Annotated in this window: 15 protein-coding genes; 10 read left to right on the top strand and 5 right to left on the bottom strand. The window is 69.7% G+C overall.

The genetic code is table 11. The features are described 5' to 3' along the window. Positions 1-66: 66 nt before the first annotated feature. Genes AB0E67_RS09620 through AB0E67_RS09610 form a run of 3 tightly spaced genes read right to left on the bottom strand, consistent with a single transcriptional unit; the run spans position 67 to position 3,513 of the window. Positions 67-666 (bottom strand): acyltransferase, encoded by a 600-nt coding sequence (locus tag AB0E67_RS09620; protein WP_362023176.1) that lies wholly within the window; start codon positions 664-666, stop codon positions 67-69. After that, positions 663-2,261, bottom strand: a complete 1,599-nt coding sequence (locus AB0E67_RS09615) for a hypothetical protein (RefSeq protein ID WP_362023174.1) — start codon at positions 2,259-2,261, stop codon at positions 663-665. Before AB0E67_RS09615 ends, AB0E67_RS09620 begins: the two co-directional genes overlap by 4 nt. After that, positions 2,239-3,513, bottom strand: coding sequence for a hypothetical protein (locus AB0E67_RS09610; RefSeq protein ID WP_362023171.1), 1,275 nt, complete (start codon positions 3,511-3,513; stop codon positions 2,239-2,241). Before AB0E67_RS09610 ends, AB0E67_RS09615 begins: the two co-directional genes overlap by 23 nt. A 435-nt stretch (positions 3,514-3,948) precedes the next feature. Here AB0E67_RS09610 and rplU point away from each other — a divergent pair, with 435 nt between their 5' ends. The 10 genes from rplU to AB0E67_RS09560 all read left to right on the top strand — a co-directional run bounded on the left by rplU (position 3,949) and on the right by AB0E67_RS09560 (position 15,844). Further along, a complete protein-coding gene (gene rplU, locus AB0E67_RS09605) occupies positions 3,949-4,269 on the top strand; it encodes a 50S ribosomal protein L21 (protein ID WP_045947825.1) in 321 nt (106 codons plus the stop codon). A gap of 14 nt (positions 4,270-4,283) precedes the next feature. Continuing rightward, the gene (rpmA, locus tag AB0E67_RS09600) at positions 4,284-4,541 is read left to right on the top strand and encodes a 50S ribosomal protein L27 (protein ID WP_362023168.1); all 258 of its coding nucleotides are present in this window, start codon (positions 4,284-4,286) and stop codon (positions 4,539-4,541) included. 161 nt (positions 4,542-4,702) lie between these two features. Beyond that, positions 4,703-6,139, top strand: a complete 1,437-nt coding sequence (gene obgE, locus AB0E67_RS09595) for a GTPase ObgE (protein ID WP_362023166.1) — start codon at positions 4,703-4,705, stop codon at positions 6,137-6,139. Between the two features lie 454 nt (positions 6,140-6,593). Then, the gene (locus AB0E67_RS09590; protein ID WP_362023163.1) at positions 6,594-8,093 is read left to right on the top strand and encodes a bifunctional cytidylyltransferase/SDR family oxidoreductase; all 1,500 of its coding nucleotides are present in this window, start codon (positions 6,594-6,596) and stop codon (positions 8,091-8,093) included. A gap of 148 nt (positions 8,094-8,241) precedes the next feature. Continuing rightward, on the top strand, positions 8,242-10,272 hold the full coding sequence (locus tag AB0E67_RS09585) for a hypothetical protein (protein ID WP_362023620.1): 2,031 nt from the start codon (positions 8,242-8,244) through the stop codon (positions 10,270-10,272). A gap of 149 nt (positions 10,273-10,421) precedes the next feature. Continuing rightward, positions 10,422-11,639 (top strand): glycosyltransferase family 2 protein, encoded by a 1,218-nt coding sequence (locus AB0E67_RS09580; RefSeq protein WP_362023160.1) that lies wholly within the window; start codon positions 10,422-10,424, stop codon positions 11,637-11,639. Between the two features lie 278 nt (positions 11,640-11,917). Further along, positions 11,918-12,988, top strand: coding sequence for a glucose-1-phosphate thymidylyltransferase (locus AB0E67_RS09575; RefSeq protein WP_362023157.1), 1,071 nt, complete (start codon positions 11,918-11,920; stop codon positions 12,986-12,988). Then, complete coding sequence (rfbB, locus tag AB0E67_RS09570; protein ID WP_362023154.1) at positions 12,985-13,968, top strand: dTDP-glucose 4,6-dehydratase; 984 nt, start codon at positions 12,985-12,987, stop codon at positions 13,966-13,968. Before AB0E67_RS09575 ends, rfbB begins: the two co-directional genes overlap by 4 nt. Next, positions 13,965-14,849 (top strand): dTDP-4-dehydrorhamnose reductase, encoded by an 885-nt coding sequence (rfbD, locus tag AB0E67_RS09565; RefSeq protein WP_362023151.1) that lies wholly within the window; start codon positions 13,965-13,967, stop codon positions 14,847-14,849. Before rfbB ends, rfbD begins: the two co-directional genes overlap by 4 nt. Positions 14,850-15,040: 191 nt before the next feature. Beyond that, a complete protein-coding gene (locus tag AB0E67_RS09560; protein WP_362023148.1) occupies positions 15,041-15,844 on the top strand; it encodes a class I SAM-dependent methyltransferase in 804 nt (267 codons plus the stop codon). 195 nt (positions 15,845-16,039) lie between these two features. On the opposite strand, the gene rfbC is transcribed toward AB0E67_RS09560, so the two are convergent. After that, positions 16,040-16,639, bottom strand: coding sequence for a dTDP-4-dehydrorhamnose 3,5-epimerase (gene rfbC, locus AB0E67_RS09555; protein WP_362023145.1), 600 nt, complete (start codon positions 16,637-16,639; stop codon positions 16,040-16,042). 146 nt (positions 16,640-16,785) lie between these two features. Then, positions 16,786-18,828, bottom strand: coding sequence for a glycosyltransferase family A protein (locus tag AB0E67_RS09550; RefSeq protein ID WP_362023142.1), 2,043 nt, complete (start codon positions 18,826-18,828; stop codon positions 16,786-16,788). Between the last annotated feature and the right edge of the window lie 167 nt (positions 18,829-18,995).

Genomic DNA, 18,995 nt, shown 5'->3' with positions numbered 1-18,995 from the left:
TGCGGTCGGGGCCCCTCGCACGTTCCCTGCCGAGCGCCTACGACGCGGTCGGTCAGGGTCCATCGGTCAGAGTTCGACGAGCGTGGACTCGTCGGTCTCGCGGTAGCGCGCACCGGTCTGCGGGCACTCCCACACACCCTGCTCGCCCGCGCTCTCCACGAGCTTCACCCCGGCACGCCCGACCCAGCCGATCCGGCGGGCCGGGACGCCGACGACGAGAGCGAAGTCGGGGACGTCCTTGGTGACCACGGCACCGGCCGCGACCATGGCCCAGCGGCCGATCCGGACCGGGGCGACGGCGACCGAACGGGCGCCCAGCGACGCGCCCTCGGCGATCTTGACCCCGACGGCCTCCCAGTCCCCGCCGCGCTTCTGCTTGCCGTCGGGGTCCACGGAACGAGGGTTGTGGTCGTTGGTGAGGACCACCGAGGGGCCGATGAAGACACCGTCGGCCAGTTCGGCGGGCTCGTACACCAGCGCATAGTTCTGGATCTTGACGTTGTCGCCGATCCGGACACCCGTACCGACGTAGGCGCCGCGTCCGACGACACAGCCCTCGCCGAGGCGAGCCTGTTCGCGGATCTGGGCGAGCTCCCAGACGCTGCTGCCGTCGCCGATTTCGGCGGTCTGGTCGACCTGGGCGGTGGGCTGGACTCTGTAACTCACTTCTGTGCCTTCCGGAGCGCGACTTCGCCCGGTGAGCATACGTCCTGGTCCCCGCCCAGCAGCAGCCGGTCGTAGTCGTCCCGGACGGTCTCCCAGTCCCAGACCGAGAGCGCGTGGCGGGACGCCTCGCGCCCGGCCGCGGCCCGGACCTCCTCGGACGCGGTGACGGCCAGGATGCGTTCGACAGCCTGCTCCGGTGTGGTGACCACCCAGTCCTCGGGGAAGAGGGTACGGGTGCTGTGCGGGCGTCCGGCCACGAACGGCCAGTCCCGGACCACCGGCACCGCACCGGACGCCGCCCCCTCCATCAGGCCGACGTGGCAGCCCTCGCGGACCGAGCTGCTGAGGATCACGCCCACACCGGTGAGGACGCCGGGCACGTCGTCGCTCGGCCCCAGCCTGCGCACCGCGCCCGTCGGCTCCAGCTCGGCCAGATCCCGTTCCAGGTCCGTGTGGTAGGCGGCGGCCGCCGCACTGGGCGCGGGGTCGATGCCGCTGCCGACCATGAGCAGGCGGTACCGCTCGTCCGCGGCGCGCAGCAGCCTGATCACCTCCAGGGCCCAGCGCGGGTCCTTCGCGATCTGCCCGATGCCCACCAGGCCCACGGTGAACCGGGCGTCCTCGTCCTTGGGCCGGTCGAACCGCCGCAGGTCCAGCGCGTTGTGCAGGAAACGGAGGCGCGGTGCGTCGGGTTCGAGCAGCCGGGGAACGGCGGCGGTGGTCATCTCCCGCATGTGTTCCGCGATGAACACGATGTCGTCGATCCGGGAGAAGTCCATGATGTGCGGCCAGTAGGTGAACGACTCGTACTTGTGGAGACGTACGACCATCCGGGTGCTCCCGGGATCGACCAGCGTCATGAACGCGGCGGCGGTGGAGCACCATTCGACGAAGGCCGTGTCCGCCCAGTCCAGGTGGGGGCGAAGGGCCGCTTCGACCTGTGCCGCGTACGGGTCCTGGAGCCCGAGGGGTGCCTCGACCATCCGCCGCAGCCCCTTGGCCAGCGGCGCCAGGTCCGGGTCGGTCGCCAGGTCGAGGGTTCGCAGTTCGACGCCGGGGTGGTTCGCGTAGTGGTCGGTGAGCAGTCCCAGGAAGTTGGCGTTGGCCCGGTTCACCACGAGCAGCCGCAACGGCCGGTCGGACGGGGGCGCGGCCGCGGGTACGCTCCGGCCGCGGGGCGCGGCCACCGCGCGCGCGACGGCGCCGGCGCGCAGCCGGGCCGTGAAGCCGGCCGGGTCGTCCGAGAGGGGGGAGTGGAGCCGGTCGACGTGCGGAACCCGGTGGAACGCCAGCATCAGCGCCCGGACGAAGGCCGCTGTGGCTTCCTTCTCCCGGCCGGCCTTGAATTCGCTGTCCGCATGGGCCAGTTCGGCGCCGTAGGCCTGGACGAGGTGGCGCGGGACGAGCCCTCGGCCGAGTTGGGCTGCTGCTGCCTCCCCGAGCAGTTCGGCCTTGAGCCGCCGGTCCTGAACGCGGTGCGCGCAGACCCCAAGGACGCGTTCGGCGACGAACGGCCGGTCGGTGCGGGTCAGTCTGGAGATCGCCCGTCGGGCGGTCCTGGCCAGAAGTTCGTCAGGGATCTGTGGTGTTGGCACGGGAAGGCTCCACTGTTGAGGCGGGAACTGGGACCGTACGGTCAAACGCGAGCGAGGGAAAGTCGCGAACTGCCTCCGTGATCAAGGGAATTCCGAGAGTCACCGGCACCCACATGAGCACGCCCAACCGGTCGGCCTCCTGCACCAGGGGATGGGCAGCGACCTGGGCGGCACCGGTCAGTACGACCGCACAGGCCAGTGGGCCCAGTACACCGCCGCGCCGCAGCAGCACCCACAGCGAGAACGCGGCGGCCGCCAGGAAGAGCGGCATCGCGATCTGCTCGGCGAGCCAGTGGGCCCAGTACGTCAGGTTGAGATCGACGAGCCGGGCCCAGGGGTCCGGAACGTCGGGGGAGCGGAAGTGGCGGGTGAAGGTGTCCTGGAGGGTGACCTCCGACGAGGGGAGCGCGAGCAGTTTCATCGCGACCGCCACGGCGCCGGAGCATCCGGCCGACACCCCGGCGAGGAGCAGATCCGTCCGGGACCGGCGGAGCGCTCCGGAGACGCACATCGCGACCGCGATCGTGGCGGTGACGACCAGCGCCGTCGAGTAGCGCGTGACCGCGCAGAGGGCCATGGAACCCACGAACAGCGCGATCCCCGCGGTCCGTCGGTTCCGGGCCACGAGGACCCCACCCCAGACGGCGCCGACGACACAGGCCGTGACGAGCCCCTCGCCGAGCGGCTGGAGACTCCACCGGCCGAGGGGAGTGACGAGGAAGGCGATCTGGCCGGTCACGGCCGCTGCTGCGGACAGCCCGGCCGTCCGCAGCAGCCCGCAGACGGCCAGGGAACCGCCCACCGCCAGCAGCAGCCCGAGCGTCCGCATGCCCTCGAGCACCCCGAGCGCCGAGACGAAGGGGGCCAGGAGCAGGGGATATCCGGGCCGGGACGAGAAGATGGACTGATAGCGGGGGTCCCCGGTGGTGATGTCGGGGGCGTCCCGCCACCGCTCCATACAGCTGGTCCGTGCTGCGGAGCGGGAGGCGCCGGGGTCCTTCTTCGAGGCCAGCGGATCGAGGGCCTTGCTCCGTGCGGCCGCGTCCGCCCGGCTGGCGCAGAAGGCGGTGAGCGCGGTGCGGTGCGCCTGGTCCCGGTCGGCGCCGGTGTATTCCTCGGCCGCACGCGCATATCGATATGAATCGGGATAGAGGGTCCAGGAAGTCCCTGCGGTCAGCTGTAACAGCACATAGACGACGGAGGCGAGAAGAGCCGGCGGCCAGACACGGCCGGGCGGCGCGGAGCGGGGCATCGGTACCCTCGGGCGGCTGCGAGCGGTGAGAACGGGCGGGTTGCGTGCGTGATGCGTGAGGTCCGGTCCGGTCGAGCCGGTGGTTTCTCCGGCGCACACACGTCCCGCGAGGAGCATGCCAGTTCACCCGTTCGGCCGAACGGGCGGGTCCGCCCGCGACCGGGGCAGGGCGGGTGGGTGCGGCCGTGATCGGATGTTTCGTCCCGTTCGGGCGTGCGGTGGGGTGGGGCCGCCCGGCCCGGTTTGACCCCTTGCCCAGGCAACCGTAATCTTGACCCTCGGCGTGTTTCCATGCGCGCCCACCCCTCTGAGCACATTCCTCCCGGTGGACCCGTCCGGCGGGAGAGGCCGCTCGTCCTTCCGGATCGTCGTGGGCTTCCGCCCGCGCGAGCGGCTGGCATCAGGGGATCCGTTCCGAGCGAGAGAGAGATCCGCGTGTACGCCATCGTGCGCAGCGGTGGCCGTCAGCACAAGGTTGCTGTCGGTGACATCGTTGAGGTTGACAAGATTTCCACTGCCAAGGTTGGCGACACGGTCGAGCTCTCGACCCTGCTCGTGGTCGACGGCGACGCCGTGACCAGCGACCCGTGGGTGCTGGCCGGGATCAAGGTCCAGGCCGAGGTCGTGGACCACCACAAGGGTGCGAAGATCGACATCCTTCGCTACAAGAACAAGACCGGCTACCGCCGTCGCCAGGGTCACCGTCAGCAGTACACGGCGATCAAGGTCACCGGTATCCCCACGGCTGCGAAGTAAGGGACTGAGGAGACATGGCACACAAGAAGGGCGCATCGTCCACCCGGAACGGTCGCGATTCCAACGCTCAGCGGCTCGGTGTGAAGCGCTTCGGCGGCCAGGCCGTCAACGCCGGTGAGATCCTGGTCCGCCAGCGCGGCACCCACTTCCACCCGGGCACGGGTGTCGGTCGCGGTGGCGACGACACGCTGTTCGCGCTGACCGCCGGTGCGGTCCAGTTCGGCACGCACCGTGGCCGCAAGGTCGTGAACATCGTTCCGGTCGCCGCCTGATTCACGGCGCTCGTCGAGCGATTTCTGCGGAGGCGGACCTCACTTCCCCCACGGGAAGCGGGTCCGCCTTTCGCGTGTTTCTCCCATGAGAGACGGCCTTCTCCTGCGCGGGACGGCACGAGTGAGACATTTCTGTACGTATGTAACTGGAGGTTCCCACCATGACCACCTTCGTGGACCGCGTCGAGCTGTATGTCGCCGCGGGTAACGGAGGCCACGGCTGCGCCTCCGTACACCGTGAGAAATTCAAGCCGCTGGGCGGGCCGGACGGCGGCAACGGCGGGCGCGGCGGCGACGTGACCCTGGTCGTCGACCAGTCGGTCACCACGCTCCTCGACTATCACCACCGCCCGCACCGCAAGGCCACCAACGGGCAGCCCGGCGAGGGCGGCAACCGTTCCGGCAAGGACGGGCAGGACCTGGTCCTGCCGGTGCCCGACGGCACGGTCGTGCTCGACAAGCACGGCAACGTACTGGCGGACCTCGTCGGCCAGGGCACCACGTTCGTGGCCGGCCAGGGCGGTCGCGGGGGTCTGGGCAACGCCGCGCTGGCCTCCGCCCGGCGCAAGGCCCCCGGTTTCGCGCTGCTCGGCGAGCCCGGCGAGGCCCGGGACATCGTCCTGGAGCTCAAGACCGTCGCCGACGTCGCGCTGGTGGGCTACCCGAGCGCGGGCAAGTCCTCGCTCATCTCCGTCCTGTCGGCGGCCAAGCCGAAGATCGCCGACTACCCGTTCACGACTCTCGTGCCGAACCTCGGCGTGGTCACCGCGGGCAGCACCGTCTACACCATCGCCGACGTCCCCGGTCTGATCCCGGGCGCCAGCCAGGGGCGCGGCCTCGGCCTGGAGTTCCTGCGGCACGTGGAGCGCTGCTCGGTCCTCGTGCACGTCCTGGACACCGCGACGCTGGAGTCCGACCGTGACCCGGTCTCCGACCTCGATGTGATCGAGGAGGAGCTGAAGCAGTACGGCGGTCTGGACGACCGGCCCCGCATCGTCGTCCTCAACAAGATCGACATCCCGGACGGCAAGGACCTCGCGGACATGATCCGCCCGGACCTGGAGGCGCGCGGCTACCGCGTCTTCGAGGTGTCGGCCGTCGCCCGTACCGGGCTGAAGGAGCTCTCCTACGCGCTCGCGGGCGTCATCGAGGAGGCGCGTGCGGCCCGGCCCGTGGAGGCGGCGACCCGTATCGTCATCCGCCCGAAGGCCGTCGACGACGCCGGATTCACCGTCACCAAGGAGGAGGACGGCCTCTACCGGGTGCGCGGCGACAAGCCGGAGCGCTGGGTGCGGCAGACCGACTTCAACAACGACGAGGCCGTGGGTTATCTGGCCGACCGGCTCAACCGCCTCGGTGTCGAGGACGAGTTGATGAAGGCCGGTGCCCGCGAGGGCGACGGTGTGGCCATCGGCGCCGAGGACGACGCGGTCGTCTTCGACTGGGAACCGACCATGGCGTCCGGCGCGGAGATGCTCGGCCGGCGCGGCGAGGACCACCGCTTCGAGGCACCCCGCCCGGCCGCGCAGCGCCGCCGCGACCGCGAGGCCGAACGCGACGAGGCGCAGCGGGAGTTCGACGACTTCAACCCGTTCTAGACGATCCGGGGCCCGGCCCCGGCACCCGGCTCGGCCCCGAACGGTCTTTCCGGGTCGGCCCGGTCCCGAACGGTTCCTTCCGAGCCCTTCCGGTTCCGGAGGGGTCGGCCCGGTCCGGGTTCCGTCCCGAACTCGGACCGGGCCGGCCCGGCCACCCGGTCCCGCGGGCCGTTCCGTCAAGTGCCGAACAGGCCTGTTCCGTACGGCCGTCCGGTGGTCCGGTGAGTACTCCGCGTCAGCCGGCTGACAGACGGAACGCGCTCAAGGGTGATTCATGCCGCTCGACCGTGTGGCGTCGATCACCCGTCAAGGAAGCGTCAATCCCGGTGTTTGCCCTGATCGCAGGGCAACGCAAGGTTGCGGCGCGGCGTGCGGTGGCCTACGTCCACCTTGCGAGACGGTAACGGAGAGTGCAACCATCGCTGTATCTCCCAGCCCTCAAGGTAGGTCGTCCGTGTCTGCTCAGCACATAGCCAAAGCCCGAACCACAGCAGTCGTGCTCGCCGGAGGCACCGGCCAGCGCGTGGGTCTGTCGATCCCGAAGCAGCTGCTGAAGATCGCGGGCAAGGCGGTCATCGAGCACACGCTGTCGATCTTCGAACAGGCCGACTCCATCGACGACATCATCGTGCTGATGGCCCCCGGGTACGTGCCCGACGTGGAGAAGATCGTCGCCAAGGCCGGGCTCGGCAAGGTCGTCAAGGTGATCGAGGGCGGTGCCACCCGCAACGAGACCACCGAGCTGGCCATCGCGGCCCTCGGCGAGGGTCTGGCCGAGGGCGAGGACCGCAACGTCCTGTTCCACGACGCCGTGCGCCCGCTGCTCTCGCAACGGGTCATCAAGGACTGCGTCGACGCCCTGGAGCGCTACCAGGCGGTGGACGTCGCCATCCCGTCCGCGGACACGATCATCGTGACGCGTACCCACGGCGGCGACGGCGAGTTCATCACCGACGTGCCCGACCGTTCCCGGCTGCGTCGTGGCCAGACGCCGCAGGCGTTCAAGCTGTCCACGATCCGCAGGGCGTACGAGATCGCGGCGGACGACCCGAACTTCCAGGCCACCGACGACTGTTCGGTGGTCCTGAAGTACCTCCCCGACGTGCCGATCTACGTGGTCGCGGGCGACGAGTACAACATGAAGGTCACCCAGCCGGTCGACGTCTTCATCGCGGACAAGCTCTTCCAGCTGGCCTCCACGGCCGTTCCGCAGCCGACGGACGACGCCGCCTACCGCGAGCTGCTGTCCGGCAAGACCCTGGTCGTCTTCGGCGGTTCGTACGGCATCGGCGCGGACATCGCGTCGCTCGCCGAGTCCTACGGCGCCACCGTCTACGCCCTGGGCCGCTCCACCACCGGCACACACGTGGAGAACCCGGAGCACATCGACGACGCGCTCTCCAAGGCCTACGCCGACACCGGCCGCATCGACTACGTGGTCAACACCGCGGGCGTGCTCCGCATCGGCAAGCTGGCCGAGACGGACAACACGACCATCCAGGAAGCGCTGAACGTCAACTACCTGGCACCGGTCCAGATCGCCCGCGCCTCCCACAAGTACCTCGCCGAGACCAAGGGCCAGCTGCTCCTCTACACCTCCAGCAGCTACACCCGGGGCCGCGCGGAGTACAGCCTCTACTCGTCCACCAAGGCCGCCATGGTCAACCTGACCCAGGCCCTCGCGGACGAGTGGGCGAACGAGGGCGTGCGGGTGAACTGCGTGAACCCCGAGCGCACCGCCACGCCGATGCGCACCAAGGCGTTCGGCGAGGAGCCGGCGGGTACCCTGCTCTCCTCCGAGGCGGTCGCGAGGACCTCCCTCGACGTCCTGCTTTCCGAGATGACCGGCCATGTCATCGACGTACGGCAGCAGGACCCGACCCGCGGTGCCTCCGAGGCATCGGGCTTCGAGCAGGCGCTGGCCGCCGTGCTGGACCGACAGGCCGATGTGTAATACTGCTTGACAATCCACCATTCGGACCCCTGAAGTCGCCTGCGCGCGAATTCCAGGGGTCCGAATTCGTGAAGCTCCGGCTTCACAATTTCCTCGCAAGGCAACCAGTCGGCACCCTCGGGAGCGGTACTTCGTGATTTCGAAAGCCATGCGCTTGGCCAGGGTGGGCAGCGCTTCGGAGCTGGCCGCAGCTCTTCTCATGGCTCTGGGTTTCCCATGCATAATGCTCGCGGCCCTGCTCCCCGATCTCTGGTTCTTCGCCGGCGCCGCCGCGGTGACCTACCTGGCCGACCAGCACCTGCACCGGCGTGGCAGCTATCTGATCAACCGGCTGTCCGCCGTCCGCGCGGGGCTCTCGATCCGCTTCCTGGTCCGTCAGCTCCTGCTCATCCTGCTGCTCACCCGCATGGGGTACGGCGAGGCGACGCTGTTCTACACGACCGTCGCATGCCTGCTGGCCTTCTACGCCCTCCAGGCACCGCAGAGCGCGATAGTGACGTTGATCAAGAACCGTCGCAGGCTCCCGGTCGTCACCCGCAACATCGACCTGGAACGGGTGCGGATCCCCGACGCCCCCCGGCCGCTGCTGATGAACCGGGCCGCGGAGAAGATGCTCCACCTGGACGTCTTCGCGATGGTGGGCGTCCTGGTCGCGGTGGAGACCGATGTGCACGTCATCGCCTACGCGGGCCTGGCCGTGACCCTGGTGCTCGCGGCCTGCTACCTGGCGGCGCTGGTCCCGTACCTCCGGCCGAAGCGGATCGTGGGGCCCGACGCCAAGGTGCTCGGCGCGGTGGACACCTGGCTGCGTGAGTACCAGCCGACCGTGGTGCTCTACTTCTCCGGTTCCAAGGACTCGGCCTACCAGGCCAACATGTGGCTGGAGACCATGGCCCAGGTCGAGGGCCGCCCGCTGATCCTGCTGCGCGAGCGGGTCATCCTGCCCCAGCTGAACACGACGTCGGTGCCGGTGCTCTGCGTGCCCGGCGGCGTGCACCTGATGAACCTGGACCTCTCGTCGGTGCGGGTCGCGCTGTACGCGGCCAACGTCGGCAAGAACATCCACCTGCTCCGGGTGCCGACGATGAAGCACGTCTTCATCGGCCACGGCGACAGCGACAAGATCGCCAGCGTCAACCCGTACAGCAAGGCGTACGACGAGGTGTGGACCGCGGGCCGGGCCGGCCGCGACCGCTACGCACTGGCGGACGTCGGGGTGCGCGACGAGGACATCGTCGAAGTGGGCCGCCCGCAGCTGGCCCCCATCCGGCCGTGGTCCGGCGTGCCGAAGAACCCGATCCCGACCGTGCTGTACGCCCCCACCTGGGAGGGCTGGGACGACAACCCGGGCAACACCTCGCTGCTGCTGGCCGGCGAGAACATCGTCCGGCGCCTGCTGAACGCCGAGAAGCCGGTCAGGCTGCTCTACAAGCCGCACCCCTTCACGGGCACCCGCAGTGCCAAGGCCAAGGCCGCGCACCAGCGGATCACCGCGATGATCGAGAAGGCCGCCGCCGAGCGGGCCACCGACCCCCGTTGGGCGGAAGAGGCCACGGCGCTCCGGTCGGCGCAGGCCGAGGCGCGGGCCGAACTGACCCGTATCGAGGCGCGCCTCGACGTGCTGACGAGCGGCGGACAGACCTCCGGGGACGAGGCCGAACTGTCCCGCGACTCGCTGGCCGACCCGGCGCGCGAGGCCGAGATCGCACGGCTCAGGGACGAGTGGAACGCGGCGTCCTGGCGCGCGCTCGGCTGGTGGGAGCACAAGGTCGTCACGGGCGCCCGGATGCGGCTGTACGACTGCTTCAACGAGTCGGACGCCATGGTCTCGGACATCTCCAGCGTGGTGTCGGACTTCATCGCCAGCGGGAAGCCGTACGCGGTCACCGACTCGGCGGCCCTGGGCGAGGACGAGTTCCGGCGGCAGAACACCGCGGTGCGTGCCGCGGTCATCCTGTCCAACGAGGCGACCGAGCTGGATGCCCTGCTCGCGGCGGTGTCGGACCCCGAGGCGGACACTCTGGCCACCGACCGGCGCGAGCTGAAGGAATACCTCCTCGGTCCGGACGAGCCCACCTCGATCGTGCAGTTCAACAGGGCTGTCGAGGCGCTCGCGGCCAGGTCGGCGGCCCGGAACACACGGGTGGCGAAGAACGTCGGCGAGCCCGTGAGTGGCTGAAAACGGCGTGTCTCAATAGCACACGCCATCATGCCCGGCATAGCCCGAAAAGGGTTGTGCCGGGCTTTTGTGATGAGCGCCACTCTTTGGGGGGAGAGTATGGGGCAACCAACGCATGATGTCGCCTGTCTTCTGTTGATGTGAACGACATGCCAATCCCTGACGTGACCGTGGTCGTCGGTGCCTATGAGGCCATGCCCTACCTCGTGCGCTGCCTCGAATCGGTGGAGGCGCAGACCATCGGCGCCCACCGGATCGAGATCGTGGCGGTCGACGACGGCTCGACCGACGGCACCGGCGAGTACCTGGAGGAGTTCGCGGCCCGGTCCGCGGTGCCGACCCGGGTGGTCAGACAGGCGAATTCCGGCGGTCCCAGCGGGCCGCGCAACGTGGGCCTGGGGCTGGCCCGGGGCCGTTACGTCTTCTTCCTCGACGCCGACGACTATTTCGGCGAGGAGGCCCTGGAGCGCATGGTCGCGATGGCCGACCGGGCGGGCACCGATGTGGTGCTGGGCAAGGTCGTCGGTGTGAACAGAGGTGCGCCGAAGTCGATGTGGACGGCCACCAGGGAACGTGTCGACGTCTACAACTCCAAGGTCATATACACGCTCAGTGCGCAAAAACTCTTCCGGCGTGCGTTGCTGGAGCGGCTCGGTCTGAGATTCGACGAGGGACTCAAGACGGGCGAGGACGCGCTTTTCACCATGGAGGCGTATCTGCGGGGCGCCGGGATTTCCGTCGTCTCCGATTACACCTGTTACTACCTCGTCGGCCGGGACGACGGAAAGCACGTCACCAAGAGCGGCACCTACGAATGGCGCTTCGATTCCATGCGCGCCATGATGCAGCTCATCCACCGCCTCGAACCCGCCGGGCCGAAGCGCGATTTCCTGATGGTCCGCCCCTTCACGGTCGGGCTGCTGCAGCAGTTCGGCCCGGTCTTCCTCCGCGACTCGGAGGAGGTCCGGCGGCACAAACTGGAGCTCGCCGCCCCGCTCATGGACGCCTACTGGGACACCGGGGTGGCGCGTCTGATCAAGGTCGCCGAGCGGCTGCGGCTCGCCGCCGTGGCGCGCGGCAGCTCCGACGTCCTGGTGGATGTGCTGACCTTCGTGCGGGACAAGTCCGTTCCGGATGTGGTGCGTTCGCGTAAGGGGGACAAGCTGTTCCTGGCGTACCCGCACTTCCGGGACCGGTCGAGCGGGCTCTCCGACGCGGACTTCGAGGTCACCGTGCCGGACTGGCACGACGGCAAGCGCATCGAGCGGCCCGCGGCGGCGGCGCGCAGGGCGTCGCTGTCCCGGCGCCTCGCCCGACGCGTGCGGCGGGACGTACGGCGCTGGAAGTCGCGGATCGTCACGCGCTGAGCGATGGCCGGTCCGGTCCGCACGTGCGTCCGCCCCGAATCCGGCGATGCGTCCGGCCCGGTCCCGGACGGCCATTCCGGCCTCGGGCATATGACAGTTCCGGCCCTGGATATATGACCGATCCGATTCCGGGCGCGTGTTCTGTATTTCGTTCATGAAGTTGACGGGTTTTGTTCATGAAGTTGACGCGCCGGGAAGCGCGCGGCGATTCTCAGTAAAGTCGCCCATCGGGTCGCGGCCGCGGCACGTCGGATATCCCAACCGTGAGGACTGGTCACGTGAAGGCTCTCGTACTGTCCGGAGGGGCCGGCACACGCCTGCGCCCCATCACGCACACCTCGGCCAAACAACTGGTGCCGGTGGCGAACAAACCCGTGCTGTTCTACGGCCTGGAAGCCATCGCGGAAGCGGGCATCACCGAGGTCGGCATCATCGTCGGCGAGACCGCGGACGAGATCCGCGAGGCGGTCGGCGACGGCTCCCGGCTCGGCATCGACGTCACGTACATCCCGCAGGAACAGCCGCTCGGCCTCGCCCACGCGGTGCTGATCGCCCGCGACTTCCTGGGGGACGACGACTTCGTCATGTACCTCGGCGACAACTTCATCGTCGGCGGGATCACCGGTCTGGTGGACGGGTTCCGAAAGGAGCGGCCCGACGCGCAGATCCTGCTGACCCGGGTGCCCGACCCGACCTCCTTCGGCGTCGCGGAGCTCGACCCCGAGGGCCGGGTGGTGGGCCTGGAGGAGAAGCCGAGGGAGCCCAAGAGCGACCTGGCGCTCGTCGGCGTCTACCTGTTCACCCCCGCCATCCACGAGGCGGTCCGTTCGATCGAGCCCTCCTGGCGGGGCGAGCTGGAGATCACCCACGCCATCCAGTGGCTGATCGACCAGGAGCGCGACGTCCGCTCCACCACGATCCGCGGGTACTGGAAGGACACCGGCAACGTCACCGACATGCTGGAGGTCAACCGCACGGTCCTGGAGACCGTCGAGCCCGCCCAGGACGGGGCCGAGGTCGACGACGACACCGAGATCATCGGCCGGGTGCGGATCGAACCCGGCGCCAAGGTCAGCGGCAGCCGCATCGTCGGCCCGGCGATCATCGGCGCGCGATCGGTGATCAGCGGCGCGTACGTGGGCCCGTTCACCTCGATCTCGGAGGACGTCCGGATCGAGGACAGCGAGATCGAGTACTCCATCGTCCTGCGGGGCGCCTCCGTCGCGGGCGTCCGCCGCGTCGAGGCGTCGCTCATCGGCCGAGACGTCGAGGTGACCCCCGCGCCCCGTTCCCCGTCCGCCCACCGACTCGTGCTCGGCGACCACAGCAAGGTGCAGATCTCCTCATGACCACCCACATCCTGGTGACCGGCGGCGCCGGATTCATCGGCTCGCACTACGTTCGTACGGTGCTCGGCCCCGAGGGCCCCGGTGACGTCGCCGTCACCGTGCTCGACAAGCTCACCTACGCGGGCAATCCCGCCAATCTCGACGAGGTGCGCGACCACCCCGGCTTCCGGTTCGTGCAGGGCGACATCTGCGACGCCGAGCTGGTCGCCGGACTGATGGCCGAGCACGACCAGGTGGTGCACTTCGCCGCCGAGTCCCATGTGGACCGCTCCATCGACGGCGGCGCCGAGTTCGTCCGTACGAACGTCGTGGGCACCCACACCCTGATCCACGCCGCGCACCTGGCCGGAGTCAAGACGTTCGTGCACATCTCCACGGACGAGGTATACGGCTCGATCGACGAGGGCTCCTGGCCCGAGACCGACCCGCTCGCACCCAACTCGCCGTACTCCGCCGCCAAGGCGTCCAGCGATCTGATCGCGCTCTCGTACCACCGCACCCACGGCCTCGACGTGCGCGTGACCCGCTGCTCCAACAACTACGGGCACCACCACTTCCCCGAGAAGGTCATCCCGCTCTTCGTCACCAACCTGCTGGACGGCGGGACGGTCCCGCTCTACGGCGACGGCGGCAACGTCCGCGACTGGCTGCACATCGACGACCACGTCCAGGGCATCGAACTGGTCCGTACGAAGGGCCGGGCCGGTGAGATCTACAACATCGGCGGCGGCACGGAGCTGTCCAACAAGGAGCTGACCGCCCTGCTGCTGGAGGCGTGCGGCGCCGACTGGAGCAGCGTCACCTACGTCGAGGACCGCAAGGGCCACGACCGCCGGTACTCGGTCGACTGCACCAAGATCCGCGAGGAGCTGGGCTACGAGCCCCGCAAGGACTTCCGCACCGGCCTCGCCGAGACCGTGCGGTGGTACCGCGACAACCGTGCCTGGTGGGAGCCGCTGAAGGAGAGGGCCGCCCTGTGAGCGCCGTCTGGCTGGTCACCGGAGCCGCCGGGATGCTGGGCCGGGACGTCCTGGCCCGGCTCGCCGACGAGGACGTCACCGCGGTCGCCGCGGACCGGAGGGCCGTCGACGTCGCCGACCCCGGATCGGTGCGGGCGGCCTTCGAGGAGCACCGCCCGGCCGTCGTGGTGAACTGCGCCGCCTGGACCGCGGTCGACGACGCCGAGACCACGGAAGCCTCTGCGCTGCTGGTCAACGGCACGGGGCCCGAGGTCCTCGCCGCGGCCTGCCACGAGCACGGCGCCGTCCTCCTCCAGGTCTCCACGGACTACGTCTTCGCCGGTGACGCCGAGAAGCCGTACGCCGAGGACGACCCCACCGGGCCGCGCAGCGCCTACGGCCGCACGAAGCTGGCCGGTGAGCGGGCCGTGCTCGGCACCCTGCCGGACACCGGCTACGTGGTCCGCACCGCCTGGCTGTATGGCGCGGGCGGCGGCAACTTCGTCCGGACCATGATCAGGCTGGAGGGGGTGAAGGACACCCTCGACGTGGTGGACGACCAGCGCGGACAGCCCACCTGGACCGTCGATCTGGCCGACCGGCTGGTCCGGCTCGGGCAGGCGGCTCTCGCGGGCACCGCCCCCGCGGGCGTCTACCACGGCACCGGCGGCGGCGAGACCACGTGGTTCGGCCTCACCCGCGAGATCTTCCGGCTGCTCGGCGCCGATCCGGAGCGCGTCCGTCCCACGACCAGTGCCGCCTTCGCGCGGCCGGCCCCGAGGCCCGCGTACAGCGTGCTGGGGCACGACCGCTGGTCGATGGCCGGAATCGAACCGATCCGGGACTGGCGGGAGGCGCTGGAGGCGGCCTTTCCGGCACTCGTCGCGGCGGAGCGGCCGTGAGGAGCCCCGGACGGACTTCGCGCGAGCTTTCAGGTGAGTTTCGGATGCGTGTTCTGATGGTCTGATTCCGGCCGGATTTCAAATGTGTGAAAACGAGAGTTTGAAACGAGGAAACGCTTACGTCGCAGTACGTTCATACGGTAACTTCGCCGGGACCGGACCCATTGGTGCCTCCGAAGGGCTGCTCCCGCGTGAACCGCCATGACTTTCTGCGTCATTTGCACCGCATCTACCGTCCCCGGAACTATCTGGAAATCGGGGTCAACGACGGCAGGAGTCTGGCTCTTTCACGAGTGCCCTCCGTCGCCGTCGACCCCGCTTTCCGGGTGATCACGGACATCAGCTGCGATGTTCACCTGGTCAAGGCGACGAGCGACAAGTTCTTCGCCCGCAAGGACCCGCTCCTGCACCTGCGCAACGGCCGCAATCCGTTCCGCGCCCTCGCCCGCCGCGACCCGCTCAATCTGTTCGGCGGGGACCCGAAGCTGGAACTCTCCTTCATCGACGGAATGCACCTCTTCGAGTACGCCCTGCGCGACTTCATGAACGTCGAGAAGCACTCCCGCTGGTCGAGCGTGATCGTGCTGGACGACATGCTGCCGCGGGACGTCGACGAGGCGGCCCGCGACCGTCACACCAAGTTCTGGACCGGTGACGTCTACAAGGTGGTGCAGGTGCTCCGCCGCTTCCGCCCCGACCTGGTCGTCGTCGAGGTGGACACGGCCCCGACCGGCGTGGTCGTCGTGTTCGGCGCCGACCCGGAGAACCGGATCCTGAAGAACGAGTACGACCGGATCATCGAGGAGTACGTCGTACCCGATCCGCAGGAGGTGCCCGAGGAGGTGCTGGTGCGGAAGAACGCCGTCCAGCCCGAGGCGCTGCTGCGCGCAGACTTCTGGCCCGCTCTGGTGCGTGCCCGTAACCTGCGCCGCCCGCGCTCGGCGTTCGCGCCCCTGCGCCGGAGCATCGAGTCCGTGACCGGCACGCGGCGGTGACCGGAGCGCGTCATTGCGGGCGTGCGGCTTCGACCGGCGTGCGGCCGTGACCGCCGCCGCGCGGTTCCCGCGGCCGGTCCGCAACGGAGCGCGGCCGTGACGGGCCCGCCCCCGCCAGGACAGTGGAGGGGGACGGGCCGTGCGAAAGCCCCGTGATCCAGGCGGATCACGGGGCTTTCGCCGTTCCCGCCCGGTTCAGCCCCGGGCGCGCAGCTCCGCGTAGTACGCCTCGCACGCCGCGTACGACGGCAGCAGCCCCCGCTTCTCGGCCTCGGCCAGTGAGGGAGCCGCGGCGTCCTTGTCGGACAGCAGGGGCGTGATGCCCTCCGGCCACTCGATGCCCAGCTCCGGGTCGAGCGGGTCGACGCCGTGCTCGCGGGTGGGCGCGTAGCCCTCGGAGCACAGGTACACCACCGACGCGTCGTCCGTCAGGGCCATGAAGGCGTGACCGAGCCCCTCGGAGACGTAGACGGCGTGGTGGTCCACGTCGTCGAGCCGGACGGCCTCCCACCGCTTGTACGTGGGGGAGCCGACCCGGATGTCCACGATGACGTCCAGTACCGCGCCGCGCACGCACTTGACGTACTTCGCCTGGCTCGGCGGCACGTCGGCGAAGTGGACACCGCGCAGTGTTCCGCGACCGGAGACGGAGAAGTTGGCCTGTGCGAGGCTCAGCGTGTGCCCGACGGCCTCGCCGAGGTCGGAGGCCTTGAACCACTCGTGGAAGCTGCCGCGGCTGTCCGGGAAGACCTTGGGTTCGTGTACCCAGGCCCCTGAGATGGAGAGCTGCCGCATGCGATCACGTCCTCGTTCCGTGTGTTCTGGTGCTTCTGGTGGTGCGGTGGTGATGCGGCCTCGCCCGGGGCCAGCCGGTGGGTGTCGACCGGCCCCGGGGGATCGGCCGAGTGGCGCCCACGCCGGCACGCGGGGCGGCCGAGGGGTCAGCCGGCGAGGAGCCGCTCGGCGAGGCGGCGCGCCCGCTTCCGGCCCTGCGGAGGGAGCCTGCGCACGACGGGGCCGCCGATGGTGCGCAGCGCCCGTCGCAGTGTCGCCTTCCGGCGCTGGGCGGCGGCGCCCGCCATGACGGAGGCCGGGGCCTCGGCCAGTTCCGGGGTCGGCTGGATCCGCCCGCCCGCTCCGACCGTGACGGAGCACAGGGGAAGCGCGGGGTTCTTCTCCCCGTCCAGCCGGACGGAGAGGTTCCAGTCGCCCGCCGCGAGGCCGGGCGCGCGGTCCGGGAGAACGAGGTGGGCCCGGCCCTTCGTCGGGTGCAGCGTGGTGCGCAGCGTGTGCGCGGCCGTGCCGGTTCCGTCGGCCGGGGTCAGGACCAGGCGGGCCTCGGACGTGGCGGTGGTCTCGGTGGTGAAGAGGTCCAGCCGGAGTTCGGTCCGGCGGCCCGGGACCCGCAGCACCGGACGTCCCTCCAGATAGGTGGCGAGCTTCTTGCCGCGGCGGCTCACGTCGAGCGTGAGATTGCCGTGCGGGTCGGTGAAGTACGGGATGACGGCGCGCGCCGGTGAACCGAGCGACGCGGGCAGGCAGGCGGCGTCCACCTCCGGCGCGCGGTCGGCGCCGAGCCGTGCCTTGCGGACCAGACCGAGGCCGCGCAGCGGTACCCAGATGTCCCAGAAGCCGCGGGAGACCCGGCCGCGGCCCCTGACGGCCTCCGAGGAGACATGGCCGCCGCCGCGCAGCACGACCTCGCAGACGCCGTCGCCGAGATCGTCGATCTCGGTGGTGAACGAGGCGGGGCAGGGCCATTCGACGGCCGTCTCGCGGTTGCGCAGCGACAGTTCGGCGGAGAAGCCGTCGATGTCGTCGGTGACGTCCAGCGGTTCGTCGCGCGGGAGCAGACCGCCCCCGGTGTCCGGGTGCAGGAAGTAGCGGCCGTCGCGGCGCAGCAGCCTCACCGGCTCCTGGTCGTCGCCGTGGACCAGCCGGGCGGTCACGGTGATGGCGACGCGGCCGTCCGGCTGCCAGGCGAACTCCTCCAGCCGGGCCGCCGCCTTGACGCCGCCTGCGAACCGGGCGATGCGGAGCAGGCCCTCCCGGTCGTCCTTGCGCAGGAGCGTCGACCGCACCCGCAGCAGCGGGCCGAGGCCGTCGTGCACGCCGTCGCCCATGAAGTCGAGGGCCAGTGGCCTGATCGCGTCGACCATCTCGTGGCGGAATTCGGGGTGGTACTTGACGACCGAGGGCTCGCTCAGTCGGCCCAGCATCTCGACCCGGTAGAAGCGGCGCAGCAGCAGATCCCGGAACGAGCCGGGTTCGGTGTTGGCCACGACGACGTCCAGGACCTCACGGAGGTTCCCGTAGTACTGGGACGGGACGATCTTGGCGGATCCCGCGTTCTTGCCGTCGTCGCGCCGGGAGTAGTAGTAGCAGGTGTAGCTCCCGAGGATCGAGACGGCCTTCGCGGGGAAGTACGCCTGCATCATGTAGAGCTGGTCCTCCAGCCGGCGCTTGCCCTCGGGATAGGCGATGCCGTTCTCGCGGAGGAACGCCGTACGGAACATCTTGTGCGGCGTGAGGCTGTCGTACAGGGGCGCGTCGTGGAGCGTGCACTTCTCGCGGTCCTTCTTGAACACGCCGTGCGGCACACCGCGGAAGTTGCTGGCCACCTTGCCGATGACGATGTCCGAGCCGTTGCGGTGCCCCATCTCGTACAGACGGCGCAGGGCGTCCGAGGCGAGGTGGTCGTCCTGGTCGACGAACTGGACGTACTCGCCCTTCGCCTCGTCCACGCCGACGTTGCGGGGCTTTCCCGGCCAGCCGGAATTGGGGATGGTGATCAGCCGGAAATGGGGGTGCTCCGCCGAAAGTTTCTCCAGCCGGGCAGGGGTGTCGTCCGTCGACCCGTCGTTCACGAACAGAACTTCGAACTCTTCCGGGGGCAATGACTGCCGCAGGAGCGAGTCGATGCAGGGGTCGATGTACTTGCCCGGGTTGTACACCGGAATGACGACACTAACTTTGACTGGCATCGCTGCTGTCCCATGTCTGGTAGGTCTCTGGAGATGGCGGCGGATGCGGGGCCGACACTGCCACTGCCGAAGCGAACGGGGGAGGGCCGCCGCATTGCACCCTATCGGCTCTTAGATGAACGAAGTGACCCGATGGTTGCGCGGAGTTCGGCGTGCGCCGGCATTCT

The sequence above is a fragment of the Streptomyces sp. NPDC032161 genome (assembly GCF_040636995.1).
In the GTDB taxonomy this organism is placed as follows: Bacteria; Actinomycetota; Actinomycetes; order Streptomycetales; family Streptomycetaceae; genus Streptomyces.
The sequence above is the reverse complement of the archived record's forward strand: the minus strand, read 5'-3'. Positions and strand labels throughout refer to the sequence as shown.